General features: G+C 42.3%; 13 protein-coding genes. 12 read left to right on the forward strand and 1 reads right to left on the reverse strand.

Features of this window, described 5'->3' with window-relative positions; genetic code table 11:
• Positions 1-4 precede the first annotated feature (4 nt).
• The 6 genes from AC0L13_RS08700 to AC0L13_RS08725 all read left to right on the forward strand — a co-directional run bounded on the left by AC0L13_RS08700 (position 5) and on the right by AC0L13_RS08725 (position 7,278).
• Positions 5-1,504 carry a lmo1851 family serine protease gene (locus AC0L13_RS08700; protein ID WP_473645969.1) on the forward strand — a complete coding sequence of 500 codons (1,500 nt, stop codon included), beginning with the start codon at positions 5-7 and terminating at the stop codon, positions 1,502-1,504.
• 59 nt (positions 1,505-1,563) lie between these two features.
• Positions 1,564-2,463, forward strand: a complete 900-nt coding sequence (locus AC0L13_RS08705; RefSeq protein ID WP_473645972.1) for a CobW family GTP-binding protein — start codon at positions 1,564-1,566, stop codon at positions 2,461-2,463.
• A 192-nt stretch (positions 2,464-2,655) separates the two neighbouring features.
• Positions 2,656-3,585, forward strand: a complete 930-nt coding sequence (locus AC0L13_RS08710; RefSeq protein ID WP_473645974.1) for a CAP domain-containing protein — start codon at positions 2,656-2,658, stop codon at positions 3,583-3,585.
• A 161-nt stretch (positions 3,586-3,746) separates the two neighbouring features.
• A complete protein-coding gene (locus AC0L13_RS08715; protein ID WP_473645977.1) occupies positions 3,747-5,183 on the forward strand; it encodes a spore germination protein in 1,437 nt (478 codons plus the stop codon).
• Entirely contained in the window at positions 5,180-6,199 is a 1,020-nt protein-coding gene (locus AC0L13_RS08720; protein ID WP_473645980.1) for a GerAB/ArcD/ProY family transporter, read from the forward strand. The genes AC0L13_RS08715 and AC0L13_RS08720 overlap by 4 nt, the downstream gene beginning before the upstream one ends.
• Positions 6,196-7,278, forward strand: coding sequence for a Ger(x)C family spore germination protein (locus tag AC0L13_RS08725; RefSeq protein ID WP_473645983.1), 1,083 nt, complete (start codon positions 6,196-6,198; stop codon positions 7,276-7,278). Before AC0L13_RS08720 ends, AC0L13_RS08725 begins: the two co-directional genes overlap by 4 nt.
• A 45-nt stretch (positions 7,279-7,323) precedes the next feature.
• On the opposite strand, the gene AC0L13_RS08730 is transcribed toward AC0L13_RS08725, so the two are convergent.
• On the reverse strand, positions 7,324-8,670 hold the full coding sequence (locus AC0L13_RS08730; RefSeq protein ID WP_473645986.1) for an MATE family efflux transporter: 1,347 nt from the start codon (positions 8,668-8,670) through the stop codon (positions 7,324-7,326).
• Positions 8,671-8,787: 117 nt separating this feature from the next.
• Between AC0L13_RS08730 and AC0L13_RS08735 the strand changes: the two genes are divergently transcribed.
• From AC0L13_RS08735 to AC0L13_RS08760, 6 genes are all read left to right on the forward strand, one after another.
• Positions 8,788-9,864: an undecaprenyldiphospho-muramoylpentapeptide beta-N-acetylglucosaminyltransferase gene (locus AC0L13_RS08735; RefSeq protein ID WP_473645988.1), complete on the forward strand. Its 1,077-nt coding sequence runs from the start codon at positions 8,788-8,790 to the stop codon at positions 9,862-9,864.
• Between the two features lie 199 nt (positions 9,865-10,063).
• Positions 10,064-12,877: a 2-oxoglutarate dehydrogenase E1 component gene (locus tag AC0L13_RS08740; RefSeq protein WP_473645990.1), complete on the forward strand. Its 2,814-nt coding sequence runs from the start codon at positions 10,064-10,066 to the stop codon at positions 12,875-12,877.
• 64 nt (positions 12,878-12,941) lie between these two features.
• On the forward strand, positions 12,942-14,174 hold the full coding sequence (gene odhB, locus AC0L13_RS08745) for a 2-oxoglutarate dehydrogenase complex dihydrolipoyllysine-residue succinyltransferase (RefSeq protein WP_473645993.1): 1,233 nt from the start codon (positions 12,942-12,944) through the stop codon (positions 14,172-14,174).
• A gap of 71 nt (positions 14,175-14,245) precedes the next feature.
• Positions 14,246-14,443, forward strand: coding sequence for a DUF6501 family protein (locus AC0L13_RS08750; RefSeq protein WP_473645995.1), 198 nt, complete (start codon positions 14,246-14,248; stop codon positions 14,441-14,443).
• A 59-nt stretch (positions 14,444-14,502) separates the two neighbouring features.
• Positions 14,503-15,366, forward strand: coding sequence for an AAA family ATPase (locus AC0L13_RS08755; protein WP_473645998.1), 864 nt, complete (start codon positions 14,503-14,505; stop codon positions 15,364-15,366).
• A 10-nt stretch (positions 15,367-15,376) separates the two neighbouring features.
• A complete protein-coding gene (locus AC0L13_RS08760) occupies positions 15,377-17,269 on the forward strand; it encodes a vWA domain-containing protein (RefSeq protein WP_473646000.1) in 1,893 nt (630 codons plus the stop codon).
• Positions 17,270-17,301: the final 32 nt, after the last annotated feature.

Below are 17,301 nucleotides of genomic sequence, written 5' to 3' on the forward strand. Positions count from 1 at the left end.
TGGGATGGACGAAAAAGAGAAAAACGGCGGCCAAGAAGCTGAAACAAGCTATGAACCGCCGGCGAAACGTTATATACGAATGAAACCGTTCTCGTTAGTCATGCTCATATTCGGCCTCGTTCTTGCGACGGCGGCGGTGACCTTTTTTGCGTTGACAACTGGAGAGGATAAGGTCGTAGAAGTGGTCAGTCCTCAAAACACCTCAGCTGAGCGCAAGGAATTCAAAAAGCTATATGAAGCTTACGATGAAATGAAGAAAACGTATTATAACGATATTGACGAATCAGTAGTGATCGATGGTGCCATCAACGGAATGATCGAAGCACTCGGCGACCCTTTTTCGGATTATTTGAATGAAAAGGAAGCTCGTCAATTAAATGAAAGCATCTCTTCAAGCTTTGAAGGGATCGGTGCAGAAATCCAGGAATTGAATGGGTATATCAATGTTGTTTCACCGATAAAGAATTCACCTGCAGAACGTGCTGGCCTACTGCCGAATGATTTGATCATCGCCGTAGACGGCAAGAGCATCCAAGGAATGTCTTCTTCAGAAGCTGTCCTTCTTATCCGCGGCAAAAAAGGGACGACGGTCACTCTTTCAGTACGCCGAGGCGAAGCGGGAGAGCCATTTGACGTAAAAATCGAAAGAGACGTCATTCCAATCGAAACGGTGTATGCAGAAATGCTCGATAACAACATTGCACATATCCATATTACAAGCTTTTCTGAGCATACGTACGAAGAGCTATTGGCTGCCTTGGATGAAATGGAAGAACAGGGCATGGAAGGTCTTATCATGGACGTCCGTCAAAATCCTGGCGGCATGTTGAATACGGCTATCGATATTTCAGACCTCTTCGTTGAAAAGGATAAAAACCTATTCCAATATGAAGGTAAAGGAAGCAATCCTGAAGTGTATGTTGCATCTGACGGAAGAAAAGTAACAGTTCCTGTCACTCTCATTATCGATGATGGAAGCGCATCCGCTTCTGAAATTTTGGCAGGGGCATTAAAAGAATCTGCAAACGTTCCGCTCATCGGTATTAAGACATATGGGAAAGGGACGGTACAAACACCTAAGGACTTACCGGATGGCTCCAATTTGAAGCTGACAACAGCCAAATGGTTGACGCCAGACGGAAATTGGATACATGAAAAAGGGATCGAACCAGACATCGAAGTACCGTATCCTTCATACGCCATGCTTCCATTCCTTGATCCGTCATTGGAAATGAAAGAGGGAATGGTATCACCTGCAATCAAAACCGCAGAGGAGATGTTAAGTGCTCTCGGTTATGAACCAGGTGAAATTGATGGATTGTATGATCAAACGACAGAGACAGCTGTTGTAGAGCTTCAGAAGGCATTGTCCTTAAAAGAGGATGGCATTCTTGTCGGTGATACGACGTATGGATTAATGAAAGAACTAAGAAATAAAATCCATGAAGACGATCCACAGTTGCTCAAAGCGAAAGAAGTTTTATTGGAACAGGTTAAAAAATGATTGGAAAGCGTCCATTCGTCCGCGATTGGGCGTTTTTCATATACAAATGAGGGTTACTTATGATTGATGTATATTTATTAAGCGGTTTTTTAGGCAGCGGGAAAACGTCGCTATTATTGAATCTTGTCTCCCAATTGAAAGAACAAGGGAGAAAGCCGGCAATTCTTATGAACGAGTTTGGCTCCATTTCTATCGATTCGGATACAGTAGGCAAGGAAAAAGACATTCCGTTGAAAGAACTATTGAATGGGTGCATTTGCTGCACAGGTTCAGAAAAAACAGAAGCACAGTTGCAAGGATTGCTCGAAGAGAACGAGAATATCGATATCATTTTAATAGAAACAACGGGTGCAGCTCATCCCGTAGAAGCGTTGGACGCCGTGTATTCACCTTTATTTGCCGATCAGTTGAAGATTAAAGGAATTGTAACCGTAGCAGACGCTAAACGGTGGTTAGAAAGGGATAAAATGTCCCCTCAAATACGTTCGCTGTTCATGGAACAAATTAGACATGCCCATATTTTATTGGTGAATAAAATCGATTTATTGTCAGAGTCCGAGTTGGCGACAGTATCGATGGAGCTTTCGAATTTTAATAATACAGCTTCTATTATTCAAACTCGGAATGCTCATATCGATTTTTCTTATATCGAAAAAATGCTCAATAATGTTACAAGCCCATCACGGGAAGCGATTATTTCTGGACGGAATCTTCCTTTGGAGTCTAAATTAATTACATTTGATAAACCTGTCGATAAGGATGAATTTGAGGAATGGGTAAAATCATTGCCGGACACAGTGTATCGAATGAAAGGTTATGTACCTGTTAAAGGGGTATCAAATCCTTTCCTTTTCCAATATGCTTATGGAATGGTCAATTGGCTTCCTGAGTATGTGAAAATGGATCCGAGACTTGTAATCATCGGAGAAGGAATCAGTCAAATAGAATATGTTAAGTAGACAGCCAATCAGCTTATTGTCAACCCCGTATCATATGAAATAATAGTTGAATTGCCCAAAACAATCCAATTCTATCTTTTTGAAATCACCTTTGTCATCGTGTTAAGAAAATCATTGGGTTGGTTGGTATTTCATTCCGATTCTCATCTTCTCCCATACGTTATGATAGTTTGCGAAGGGAGGAGTTATAAGATGAAAAAATCGATGTCTGTCATCTTGCTCGGTTCGGCGCTTTTATTGTCGAACAACAACAGTGCTGAAGCTTCTTACCAAAATAATGATTTGGAAATCCAAAAAGCGGTGCACAATGTACAATACTACGTTTATGAAGGGAAATTTTCTTCCTATAATTCTGAGGAAATGAACCAATTCGTTAACAAGTATGTAAATGAACTAGAAAAATATTTTGGTACTAACATAGAGTTTGCTAATCAAAAAGCTGCAAAACCGGTCGAAGCTAAACCAGTAGAACAAGCTAAACCAGTAGAACAAGCTAAGCCGGTAGAACAAGCTAAACCAGTGGAACAAGCTAAGCCGGTAGAACAAGCTAAACCAGTAGAACAAGCTAAGCCGGTAGAACAAGCTAAGCCAGTAGAACAAGCGAAGCCAGTAGAACAAGCGAAGCCAGTGGAGCAAGCTAAGCCAGTGGAGCAAGCGAAGCCAGTGGAACAAACTAAACCAGTAGAACAGGCAAAACCAGCAGAACAAGCGAAGCCAGCTGAGAATACTGTGAAAAATGAAAATATCTCGGCTATTGAACAAGCGGTGCTTAATTTAACAAATGCCGAAAGACAAAAAGCAGGATTGCAACCATTACAAATCGACAAGAATTTGATGAATTCTGCTCGTCAAAAATCAACGGACATGGCTACGAAAAACTATTTTTCACATACGAGCCCAACTTATGGTTCACCATTCGACCAAATGAAAGCGAATGGCATCTCGTACCGTGCAGCAGCTGAAAACATTGCTATGGGACAACGCTCTGCCGAAGAAGTTGTGAAAGCTTGGATGGAATCCCCAGGTCATAGACAAAACATCTTGACTCCGGAATTCACTCATATCGGCATCGGTTATGATGCGAATGGGAACTATTGGACACAACAGTTTATTCAAAAATAATTAATTTCATTGAAGAGACACCTTTTGTACTGAATAGGTACAAAGGGTGTCTTTTTTAATTGGTAATCTGGTGAAATGCAAGTATCTCCAACTGATGAACCTTTCGAAAAAGCGTTTAAAACATTTTTGCAATGTGCATACTTTTCCAAGAGGTGAATGTCATGGATGAAGCGAAGTCGAATGACAGTTTGATCATAGATATACAAAACCTTTTCCATGATTCCGCGGATCTCATCGTGCGGAAAATCTCTTGGAAAGATGGGGTTGCGATACTCTGCTTTTTCAGTACAATGACGGAAAGCAGCGAAGTGAACAAGCAGATTGAAATTCTTCGTCTTCGATCCATTGCTGATCTTCCAAATTGGGCAGGAACGGCAACCTCGAGTGTAGAAGCATTTTCAATACCGAAATTGGTCGATAGTGTGACGAATGGATTTGTTGCAATTTATTTCCCAGCAACAAATCTACTAATGACAATTACAATACCTTCCTTTGAAGTGCGTGCCACGACCGAGCCGAACAATGAACTAGTCATACGTGGTGCTCATGAAGCTTTCGTGGAAAACATCGACAAAAACATTTCACTTATCCGAAAGCATCTAATCATCCGAGATTTAGTTGTGAAGGATGTACGGTTAGGAAAAGACACGAATACGAAAGTTACTTATGTGTATATCGAGTCAATCGCTGATAAAGATGTCGTAAAGGAAGTAAAAACACGTCTTGAAAATATTGATAGATCTAAAGTATATAGTATCGGACAAATCGAGGATTTTTTAGAGGATTCGGTTTGGTCTCCTTTCCCACAGTTTTTAAATACGGAAAGACCCGATCGTACCGTGGCGAATTTGTTAGAAGGTAAAATTGTCATCTTCACTGACCACACTCCTACTGCTCTAATTGCACCTGTAACATTTTTTTCATTTTATGAGACACCAGATGATTTTAATGGGAGGGTAATCGTCGGTTCTTTCTTTCGTATGCTAAGGATATTCAGTTTTCTGATCGCCGTTTTTTTACCCGCATTTTATATTGCAGTAGTCGGTTTCCATTCGGAAATCTTACCGTTTGAACTAAGTAGAAAAGTGAAAATAGCTGTGGAATTTATCCCGTACCGTCCAATAATTGAAGCGCTGATTGTGGAGCTTTTCATAGAGATCATACGTGAAGCGACAATACGGTTACCGGCACCGATTGGTCCTACAATCGGGATAGTTGGAGGATTAGTAATTGGAGATGCGATCGTTAATGCGGGACTTGTATCGAATTTGATGGTAGTCGTTGTGGCAATGACAGCGATCTCAAGCTTTGTCGTACCAAGCGTTGAAATGAATACAACCGTACGGATCATCCGATTTCCATTTATGATTGCTGCCACTTTTTTTGGGTTTTTCGGTATTGCGATTGGGACAATTATTCTATTTATCCATATGATGAATCGGTCTTCGCTGAACCAACCCTATTTGTCACCGGTCGTGCCCTTTGAACTTACACGTTTCCGAAAAGTTTTTTTTAGAACTCCCTTTTATAGAAATCATAAGCAACAACAAACATTTACACACGGCGGGAGCAAGCTGAAGAAGGGGGGAAGAAATTGAACTTCAATTTATCAAGAAGTCAGTTTTTTCTTCTTCTTTTTGTTATCCAGTCAGGATCGTCATTCTTCTCCTTCCCAGCTCCTTTTATCAGTGCAGCTGGAAGGGATGCATGGCTTATTTTTCTCGTTGCAGGAATAATCCACTATATGATGTTGCTCTTTTATGAACAAAATTATAAGCATTTCAAGATAGGTCCGTTTGTCGCTTGGTTGTACAAAGGGTACTGGCTTTTTGTGACGGTCGTTTATCTTGCCTATGTCGATTATACAATGGCGGTATGGGGGTTCCCAGAAACACCACAAATTATTGTTATCGCAGTGCTGGTGAGTGTATCCCTATATGCAAATTTGAGCAGGGCGGAAACAGTAATCAATTTGTCAGTCATGCTGATTCCGCTGATCTTTCTATTTTTAGTTTTCCTACAGTTCGCTTGGAAAGACTTAGTGTGGACTAATCTTTTTCCGATTGGGGAATCGACTGGTGCGGAATGGGTTAAAGGGTTTCTCAAAGCACAAATTGCTTTTATAGGCATTGAATTGTTTTTGTTTTTCAGAAAGCATGTTGATATTACAGAGAAAATAAAAGGTCGCCCATTGTTTTTCTACCAACTTGTGTGGTTCGCATTCTTTTTTTTCTCCGTCGTTATAATGCTTTTATATTTCACGCTTCCCGGATTGGAAAAGATTCCTGAACCGCTATTATTTCTATTGAAAGCCCAGGAGGTGACTTTTGCTGAGCGGCTCGATTTGTTTTTCTTATACATTTGGACGATATGGACTGTTGTCACAGTAACAATCATCTCCTTTGCCGCTTTGTATGTACACCGGCTTCATTCAAACGAGCATCACAAAAGGGATACAATCATTTGGCACGTACTTCTTGTGTTGTTGCCTTTACTTTTTTTGTCTAAAGAAGCTATTGATAAACTGAATGATACTATCATTTATGTGTATCTTGTTTTTGGCCTACTTATTCCGGTCATTGTCATCTTTATGAATCGGAGGAAGCGGAAATGAAGAAAATAACGCTTATTATCATTGCCTGTTCTGTATTGCTGGCAGGATGTTGGGACGAACGCCTATACAAGGATATTACGATCGTTCCGGTGATCGGCTATGATGGAGAGCCTGGAAAATGGAAAGGATACTTCGTACACGCTGTCGTTGCCAATCCTGATAGCATCAGCTTTGAGACTGTTGAAGGCACTGGCGTTTCCATTGAGGAGGCGCGGCTTGATGCAAATCGGAAGACGAGTGAAGCACTTGACCCTTCACAAGTATTGGCTGTACTGCTCACTGAAGAAGCTGTGAAGACGAATCTCTTGGAGACGTTCGATATTGCATATAGGATGCCTCGGACCCGGTTAAGCAGTCGATTTGTTGTCGTGGAAGGGGATCTGGCACCTTATATGGAAAAGACGGAATATATGGGTAAAATGCTCCCTGATTACTACGACGAGAGTTTGAAAACTGCTGTGTTCAATTCTGTTATTCCAGATGAGGATATACAGTTGGCTGCCCGAATGCTGCTGGACGAAGGAATTGATCTACAATTGCCGTACATGAAAATGTCCGAAACGACTGGCATACCTGAAGTGGCAGGAGTTGCTTTGTTCAGTGATAAAGTTTTTTCGGGTCACACCTTGGACGCTAAAGAGTCGACGATCGTTCAAATTCTTAAAAAGAAGCCAGGGAATTATACGATGTTCACATACGAGTGGGAAAAAGAAGATAAAAAGTATCCAATTACTGTGGGACTAGTAAGGTACAGCAAAAAATGGGACATAGAAGATAATAAGATCGATGCAAAGTATAAAATGAAACTCAGTGTTAATGAATTTGCTTATAATCATCTAGATAAAGAAAAAACAAGAAATGAACTGGAGGATTTTCTTTCAAAAAAGCTGACGAAAGATTTTAATGAAGTGGTTAAGAAATTACAGGAAGCGAAAAGTGATCCTATCGGTTTCGGCAGACCTGTCCGCGCGTTCCATCCTCATATTTGGAATAAAGGAAAATGGCAAGATACATTTTCAGAACTCGATATTAATGTAAAAGTCGAGACGGAAATTACGCGAACCGGCATATTGAATTGAATTCGAAGAAAACCCGCGAGCTGTTATGCATCGCGGGTTTCGTTATCAACTGAATTTCTTTTTTTGTATATGGAACAGACGGAATGTCAACGTGATAGCTCCTATTGTCAGTCCTGCAATTAGACCGACCCAGTAACCGAACGGACCCAAATCGGTGAACTTCGCCATAAGGAAACCGACGGGCAAACCAAGAACCCAATACGACACGATCGCCATAACAAACGTCATATTGACATCTTTATATCCTCGCAACGCACCTTGGACTGGTGCTTGAACCGCATCCGATAATTGGAAGAGCGCTGCATAGATAAGAAACTGAGCCGCCAATCCGATAATTTGCACGTCCGTCGAATAGAGAGAGGCGATTTGCTCGCGGAATATAAGAAGGATAGTGATAGCTATGGTACTGAAAGCAATGGCAAGGCCGACAGCGAGAAAACTATATTGTTTTGCATCACGGAACTTATCTCCGCCGACTGCTTGTCCTACTAGAATTGTTGCACCCATCGAAATGCTTAATGGAATCATATAGAGTAGGGATGAGAAATTCAGGGCAACCTGATGCGCCGAAATAACCGTGGTCGAATAGTTGCTCATCATCAATGTAACTGCGGAGAAAATGCTCGTTTCAACAAAAATGGCAATCCCGATCGGTACGCCGATGAACAAAATCTCTTTCCACCTTATAAATGAAAGCTTTCCCCATTTATTAAACAATTGATAATGGCTGAACGATTTGTGTTTCCAAGCGATACCATAAGCGACGAAAAAAATGAGCCAATACGTGATCGCAGCTGCATAACCCGCTCCGACACCACCTAATTCGGGAAAGCCCCAGTTTCCGTAAATAAGTAGATAGTTTGTAAAAATAGTGAGCGGTGCTGATAAAAGAATTATCGCCATGGAGACGCGAGTCGCGCCGAGTGCATCGAAGAAACAGCGTAATACAGTGTATGCGAAAAGCGGGAATAACCCTAAGCTCATAGCTTCCAAATAGTCGGCTGCAACAATCCTAACTTCCTCTTCGAGCGGCATCGATTCAAGGATAGGTGAAACTCCATACCGAATGATTAAAAAAACGATGGCTGCAAGGGCGATTGACACATAGAGACCTTGCTGAACAGAGAATTTTACCTCGTCTTTCTTCCGTGCGCCTATTAGCTGGGCGATAATGGGGGTAAGCCCCATCAAGATGCCGGCTAGACCGGTATAAACAGGTACCCAAAACGAAGAACCGATCGTTACACCTGCAAGATGGTATGTATCATATCGCCCAGTCATAAGAATGTCGAAGAAGGTAATCATATACAAAGCAACTTGAGTAATGAGAATCGGTATAACAATTTTGGCTAGTTTGAACGGTTTTTTCTTAAATGGAACAGTGGTTTGCAAGTAAATCACCCTTTAATACAAAATTACACCCATTGTACCATGGTTCGTTTGCTATAATGACTATTGAGTTCAAACAAGGTGAATTCATATTTTTGAGAATAGATGAGGTGAATGGCCATGAAACGGCCTGTCGTATTACTAACCGGGGGCGGCACTGCAGGTCATGTGTCGGTGAATGAAGCATTGATTCCCGTATTTAATGAAAAAGGATATGAAATCCATTATATCGGTTCCCATGACGGAATTGAAAGAGAATTGATAAAAGATGGCCACCGAGAAGTGATATATCATGCCATCCAAAGCGGTAAGCTAAGACGTTATTTTTCGATGAAAAACTTTTCCGATCCGTTTCGCGTTGGAGCTGGAGTTCTACAAGCATATTCGATATTACGCAAAGTGAAACCGGAAATCATCTTTTCAAAGGGTGGATTCGTTTCTGTGCCGGTAGTATTGGCGGCAAAGCTTGCGAAAATCCCAGTCGTCGTCCATGAATCGGACGTTACTCCGGGGCTAGCGAACAAACTTGCACTACCGTTTTCAAAACATATTTTCACGGTCTTTGAGCAAACGCTTGACTATGTGCCAGCAGGGAAAGCGACCTGTACGGGAGCTGTCATAAGACCGGAAATATTTCAAGGCGACCGAAAAGAAGGGCTGCGCATAGCAGGTCTGACAGGGGAGAAGCCTGTATTCATCGTTATGGGGGGCAGCCAAGGATCAGCTGTTCTTAACGAAGCAGTTCGAAAGAATTTGGAAGTCATATTGGAAAAGTATGAGATTATCCACCTTTGTGGTAAAGGCAATATCGATGAGTCATTAGAACGTACGAAAGGCTACACACAGTTTGAATATGTAACAGATGGGTTGCCCCACTTATTGGCGGCATCCGATTATGCAGTATCCAGGGCAGGATCGAATGCAATATTTGAATTGCTGTCTATTATAAAGCCGATGCTCCTCATTCCGTTATCGGCTTCACAAAGCAGGGGAGATCAGTTGCTGAATGCCTCATTATTCAAGTCTCTCGGCATCGCCAACGTAATTCAAGAGGAGGAGCTGGACGAATTCTCAATGCCGGAACTTTTTGGAACTCTCATTGATGATAGTGAAAAATTAGCTTCCAATATGAAAAAAGTCTCAAACACAAAATCTCCTGAAGAGATGGCGGAATTGATACTATCATACAAAAATTAGCTGGACTAGACGTTATGTTACCTAAAGGGAAAGATGGAGAGTTGTAAACTAAGTAACAAGGAGTCTATTTTTGTTAAATGCATAAATGTCAATAAAATAGAACTAATCCCTTTCCGTTCTATTATTTGCGTGGTAATATGGATACGGATAAAAAAAGTAACACAACAGGCCATTAGGCAAAATGTGGAGGTCATTTTACATGTCGAACAATGTTGGTACCCAACGTTCCCCTTATTCGGTATTTTCAGGTCCGAACCTTGGGTATGTAATGGAAATGTATGATCAGTTCAAAGTGTCACCCGAATCAGTAGATCCAGAGCTTGCTGAAATGTTCAAAAGCTATGGCGCACCTACGATTGATGGAGCCGAACAAACTGTAGCATTGTCAGCTGTGCCAGCAGGCGATTTTGGAAAAGTATTGGCTGCTTACACGTTAGTTGACGCTATCCGCGCATACGGGCATCTCGCCTCGGATATATATCCGTTGAACGATCGGCCAAAAGATGCAACTCGTTTGGAACTTTCGTATTATGGATTATCCGAAAATGATTTGCAATCGATGCCGGCCTCCTTATTCCTGAAAAATCCGCCAGCCAATGTAGAAAATGGATTGGATGCGGTGAATTATCTAAAATCATTGTACACAGGGAAAATCGCTTATGAATTCTCTCACGTTATCGATGAAGAAGAGCGTGCTTGGATTCAATCTAAAATTGAAAACGGCGAAATCTCCGTACAGCTTTCCGAAGAAGATAAAAAGGCATTACTTGAAAGACTCACTAAAGTTGAAGGCTTTGAAAAATTCATTCATCGTACATTTGTCGGGGCAAAACGCTTCTCTATAGAAGGTCTTGACTCCTTAGTCGTTCTTATCGACGAGCTAGTGCGCCGTTCTGAAGCCGACAAAGTTAAAAAGGTATTGATCGGTATGGCACACCGTGGCCGTTTAAATGTATTGACCCATATTTTGAATAAACCTTATGAAATGATGTTTGCTGAATTTGCCGGCGTTCCTTCTGCGCCATTCCTCCCAGAAGATGGATCGCTTAAAACGACGCATGGCTGGTTCGGTGATGTGAAATATCATATGGGGGCTCTTTATAAAGCACCATCAGGAACTGAACGTTTCTTAGCTTATAACCCTTCCCATTTGGAAGTTGTTAATCCAGTCGTAGCGGGTCAGACCCGTGCAGCGCAGGAGACGACAGACCATGAAGGCCAGCCTGAGCAAGACATGAAAGCGGCCTATGCAATTATGATCCATGGGGATGCCGCATTCCCTGGTCAAGGGATCGTTCCTGAAACGTTTAACTATAGCCGCGTCCGCGGATATAAAACAGGCGGTTCAATCCACATAATCGCCAATAATACGATCGGTTTTACAACAGAATTTTACGATTCAAGATCGACTCATTATTCATCGGATCCAGCAAAAGGCTTCGAAGTACCTGTATTGCATGTTAATGCAGACAGCCCGGAAGATGTCATCGCAGCAGCTGCATTTTCATTTGAATATCGTCAAAAATTCGGCAAAGATATCTTAATAGATTTGATAGGCTATCGCCGATACGGACATAACGAGATGGATGAGCCGCTCGTGACGAATCCGATGATGTATCACCTAATCCATAAACATCCAACCGCACGTCAAATTTACGGTTTACAGCTTGTAGATGCGAACATCCTGAAAGAAGAAGATGTCGATAAATTGGATACAGACGTCTTTGCGATGATGCAAGCCGCATACGACAGAGTGAAAGAAAATTCTTCAGAGGCAAAAGAAAGGTCCAATGCGACGCCTGAAGTTGTGATGGCGGGTTATCCGAGAGATCTCAAAACAGGTGTAGACCAAGAGAGATTGCAGCGGATGAACGAAGAGCTTCTTTCTTACCCGGAAGACTTTACTGTGTTCAGCAAGTTGGATCGTATTTTGAAGCGTCGTGAAGAGCCGTTCAAAGGCAAAGGAAAAGTGGATTGGGCACATGCTGAGCAATTGGCATTCGGTTCTATCCTCCAAGACGGTAAGCCGATTCGTATTACAGGACAGGACGTACAAAGAGGTACTTTTGCTCATCGTCATCTTGTGCTTCATGATGAAAAGACAGGGGAAGAATTTGTACCGCTTCATCATATTAGCGATTCTAATGCATCGTTTGTCGCTTATAACAGCCCATTGACAGAGTTTGCTGTCGTCGGTTATGAATTCGGTTATAACTTGGAAAAAGACCAAGCGCTATCAATTTGGGAAGCTCAATATGGAGACTTTGCAAATATGGCACAAGTCATGTTCGACCAATTCATTTCTGCAAGCCATTCTAAATGGGGCCAACAGTCCGGCATGGTCATTTTGCTTCCACATGCTTATGAAGGCCAAGGACCGGAACACTCCAGCGCTCGACTCGAAAGATATTTACAGCTAAGCGCGGAAAACAACTGGACGGTTGCGAACATTTCAAGCGCAGCAAACTATTTCCACGTCTTGCGCAGACAGGCGATGATGCTCGGAACTGAAGTGGAACGTCCACTTGTCATCGTGTCTCCGAAGTCTCTACTTCGTCATCCGCTCGTCGGTGCCGATGTTAGCGATCTAGCAGACGGTCATTTCCAAACGGTTCTTGAACAGCCTGGAACAGGACAGAATCCGGACAAAGTGAAAAAGATCCTATTCGCTAGCGGAAAAATGGCTATTGATTTAGCAGAAAAGGTGAAGGATGGAGAAGGATTCGACCACTTGCATATCGTGCGCGTGGAACAGCTATATCCATTCCCGTCCGATAAAATTGCAGAAATCGTAGCACGGTATCCGAAAGCGAAGGAGCTTGTTTGGGTACAAGAAGAACCTAAAAACATGGGATCTTGGTCATTTGCGTTAGAATACATGCAGGAAATCGCAGGTGATAAAAAATCAGTTTCTTATGTAGGACGTATTCACCGTGCAAGCCCATCCGAAGGTAATGGGGAAGCGCACAAAGTAGAGCAACAGCGCATCATCGAAGAAGCTTTGAAAAAGTGATTGCACATTAATAAAAGATTTTTGTTACCACCGTTGAAACGGTAGAACAGAGGAGGAATTTATTGTGGCTGAGATCAAAGTACCTGAACTAGCAGAATCGATTACTGAAGGAACGATTGCAAAATGGTTGAAACAACCTGGTGAAAGTGTTGACAAAGGCGAGTTTATCGTAGAATTGGAAACGGATAAAGTAAACGTGGAAGTCATTTCTGAAGAAGCAGGAGTCATTCAAGAGCTGCTTGCTGCAGAAGGTGACACAGTTGAAGTTGGGCAAGTTATTGCAGTAGTCGGAGAAGGTTCTGGAGCACCAGCTGCTCAACCAGCAGCCCCCGCTCCTAAAGCTGAAGAGGCTCCAGCAGCTCCTGCACCGCAACAACCAGTTGCTGCGGAAACAACTGAACAAACATCTTCCGACCGTACAATCGCAAGCCCTGCTGCTAGAAAACTTGCTCGTGAAAAAGGAATCGACCTTGCAGCTGTTTCACCAGTAGATCCAATGGGCCGCGTTCGTGCTCAAGACGTAGCTGCTCATGGCTCGTCTCCAAAAGCTCCTGCAGCGCCTGCAGCTCCAGCTAAAGCGACTGCACCTGTAGAAGATGGCCGGGAAACGCGCGAAAGAATGACTCGTCGTCGTCAAACGATCGCGAAACGCCTGTTGGAAGTAAGACAATCAACTGCAATGCTAACAACGTTCAATGAAATCGATATGACTGCAGTAATGGAACTTCGTTCACGTAAAAAAGATGAATTCTACGATAAAAATGATGTGCGTCTTGGTTTCATGTCATTCTTTACAAAAGCAGTTGTCGCAGCTCTTAAAAAATACCCATATGTCAACTCGGAAATTGATGGTGATGACATCATCTTGAAGCACTATTATGACATCGGTATCGCAGTATCGACTGAAGGTGGATTGGTTGTTCCAATCGTACGTGATGCAGATCGCAAGAACTTTGCTGAAATTGAATCTACAATCGGAGAGCTTGCTGGAAAGGCAAGAGACAATAAATTGACGATTGCAGATATGTCTGGCGGTTCCTTCACTATCACTAACGGTGGTGTATTCGGATCATTGTTCTCCACACCGATCTTAAACGGCACTCAAGTGGGTATACTAGGAATGCACACAATCCAAAAACGTCCTGTCGCTGTCGGCGATAAAGTAGAAATCCGTCCGATGATGTATATCGCATTATCTTATGACCACCGTGTCATCGATGGAAAAGATTCAGTCGGCTTCTTGAAAATGGTCAAAGAATTGATTGAAAACCCAGAAGATCTACTGTTAGGTTCTTAATTTCGTAATAACTGAAAAAAGCCCGAGATTCTCGGGCTTTTTCAAATACTAGCAATTGGATGGTGATTTACATGTCTTTCAAAGATTGGACGTCCGCACCGACGCTTCGGAAAGTCGTTTGTACGCATGCGAATGCAGAAAAATATGTTGTAACCGATTGTTTAACACCGGGCAAAGAATATGAAGTAAAAAATGAAACAGACGAATTCATATTCATCGTTGATAATACCGGTAAAGTCGGCGGCTTTTATAAAACGTATTTCGAATGATAATTTGCCCTTTGCCATTTATTTAGGCATTGGGCATTTTTTAGGAGAGTGAACGATCTATGAATTCTTTTATTGCAAATGAAAGATCGAACCGTCATGCAAGAGGCTATGATAAGCAAGAGACTGCTTTAATTCAAGAGGGGGGCTATATTTCTCCTGTCCCCAATCTGTGGGAAGATATTTTAATCGGAGTTGTATTGAAGAAACCCGTCCTTCTGAAAGGGCCTTCTGGTTCCGGGAAGACAAAACTTGCACAAAGTATTTCACATTTTTTTAATCAGCCGATGCATAGTGTAAACTGCTCAGTCGACTTGGATGCAGAATCACTTTTAGGGTTCAAGACCATTAATGCACGTGATGGACAGTCCATCATCGAGTTTGTGGAAGGGCCTGTTGTACGTGCAATGAAGGATGGCCATATCCTTTATATCGATGAAATTAATATGGCTAAGCCGGAAACACTTCCGATATTGCATAGCGTGCTCGATCATAGGCGAATGTTGACAAACCCTTTTACAGGTGAAGTTATTCATGCGCATCCTGATTTTACAGTCATTGCGGCAATCAATGAAGGATATGTCGGGACATCGCCAATGAATGAAGCATTGAAAAACCGTTTCATCTCCTTCTCGATTCCTTATTTGTCCGGCGAACAATTACGGGAAATTATTAAAACTCTGTTCCCAAAAGTCGATATTGCATTAGTTGATACGATTTTGAATATTAATGAAGATTTAAAAAAGCAAGTAATGAGCGGTCTATTAGCGGAAGAAGCAGCATCTGTAAGAAGTTTGTTGGATGCAATTGCGCTCGCGGAACATATACCGGTGAGACGTGCTATCCAGTACGCGATTGCTGAAAAATTGGAAGACAGGATGGAAAGAGAACTCGTCATGGAATTAGTGGAAACGTGGGTGAAGTGAGGCTGATTAGATGGTTAAATTAAATCGGTTCATACAATTCAATGATGAAACAATTGATGCCAATAAGCTGTTGCTATATGAACGGTTGGGGAGGGCGCTTGCCGACGCGGAATTTCTGGAATTGACGGAACGCAAACTGTTCGAATTCCAACCGAAGGAAGGCGTAGTCTCGATAAGTGTCTATTGGAGACATCGTTCTGATGAAATGACGCATGCGGGTCGGTTGTCAGATGTGTATTTACTGACAGCAGGTTTTTGGAAGCATTTTTCGGTTCCAGATTGGATCCGATTCAGGAATAAGTATAATAGCCACCCATTACGTAAGTTTGCTGAAGAGTTGCTACTTTTGTTAGAAGAATTTAGATTAATGGACGTTGTTGAAAAGGAAAGACCGGGCACTTCTAAGGCGTTTTCTGTTAGAAGACAGTTATTGCTAGGATTTCATCGAGATCGCCTCCATTCCAATTATCAGAAGGCGTTTATAGCTGATGCATTGCTGAATCAGCTGTTCCTTGCATTACATGAAGGGCTGTTAACAGAATCTGATATCGACTGGAATTTACCGATCAGTCAAATAATGACGATTGCGTCGTATGCTACAGATGCGAAAACAACATCCGATATGGCTGCTCTTGCAGAACGTATTGTTTTCATGGTAGAAGAGACGATAGAAAATGACCTTGTTCATCAGTATTATGCTGTCGGAGACTCCATTTCAGAAACAACTGCTGTATTTCATTATCATGAAGGGATGACTGATGCTGAGCAAGGGGAAGAGGAGCCGAAGGAAACGATTGAGGAAATCTTCCGTACTTGGCATCGGGAAAGTGAAAGCGAGTCAGGAGTTCATCTTGAATACGAGTTGGAGCATGGCAGAGCTGGCAGGGGAGACGGTGACAACACAACAGAAGGCAATGAAGATGCTGAAATTCAAGAGACAGGAACTGGCCAATCTGAGGGGAATAAAAGCGATAAATGGTCAGATGAAGAGCGTGACAAAACCGGCAAGAAAGCAAAGCGTAAAACAGCAGGACATGACTTCGGGAAAGAGCATGTGAACGTCGTTTACGAAGAGCTGACGGTTGAAGCTACGGTCGATGCTACAAATCTGTCGCGATTAACAAAATGGCGTGAGGAGCAAAAGCCGCTTGTCCGTTCATTTGTTGAGGAAATGAAAAAACGAATTGAATTGAAAGAGGATGCGAGACGGAGCCGGTTGATGAAGGGAAGGCTTTCTACGAAACTGACGACATTGCTCGTAGATGAACGTCCTCGTCCTTTTTATCAGAAAAATATTCCTTCAGATAAGCTTGATGCTGTTTTCGGTTTGCTTGTAGATGGTTCTGCGTCCATGATGGATAAGCTGGATGAGACGAAGAAAGCGGTTTTGCTTTTTCACGATGTCCTACGGGAGCTATCCGTTCAACATGAAATATCATCCTACTATGAAGATGCAAATTATGCGTCGAAAGATGTTCAGCCGAATGTATTTGGAATGATGCATACATTTGAAGATCAGAAGAGAGATGATGGCCTCACGATTCTTTCATTTGAGACAAATGAAGACAATCGGGATGGCTTTGCGATCAGATGGATGACGAGAAGGTTATTAGTTAGACCGGAGAAGCATAAGTTTCTTCTCGTTTTTTCAGATGGTGAACCGTCAGCTTTCGGTTATGATCGGAACGGCATTTTAGATACGAGGGAATCTGTGTTAGAAGCTGAGAAAAAAGGTGTTTCTGTTATACATTTGTTTTTAGCATCAGAAGAGCCGACGGATGATCAGCGGGCGTTGTTTTCGATGATGTTCGGCAATAAATCTGCATCGTCACAATCCGTTGAACATTTCACGGATCAAACGTTAAGGATATTGAGAAAACTGCTTGCGATTGTAGTTGGATAAGAGTAAAAAAACCGCCCTTCTAAGGCGGTTTT

The organism is Sporosarcina sp. QA0331 (assembly GCF_055808055.1).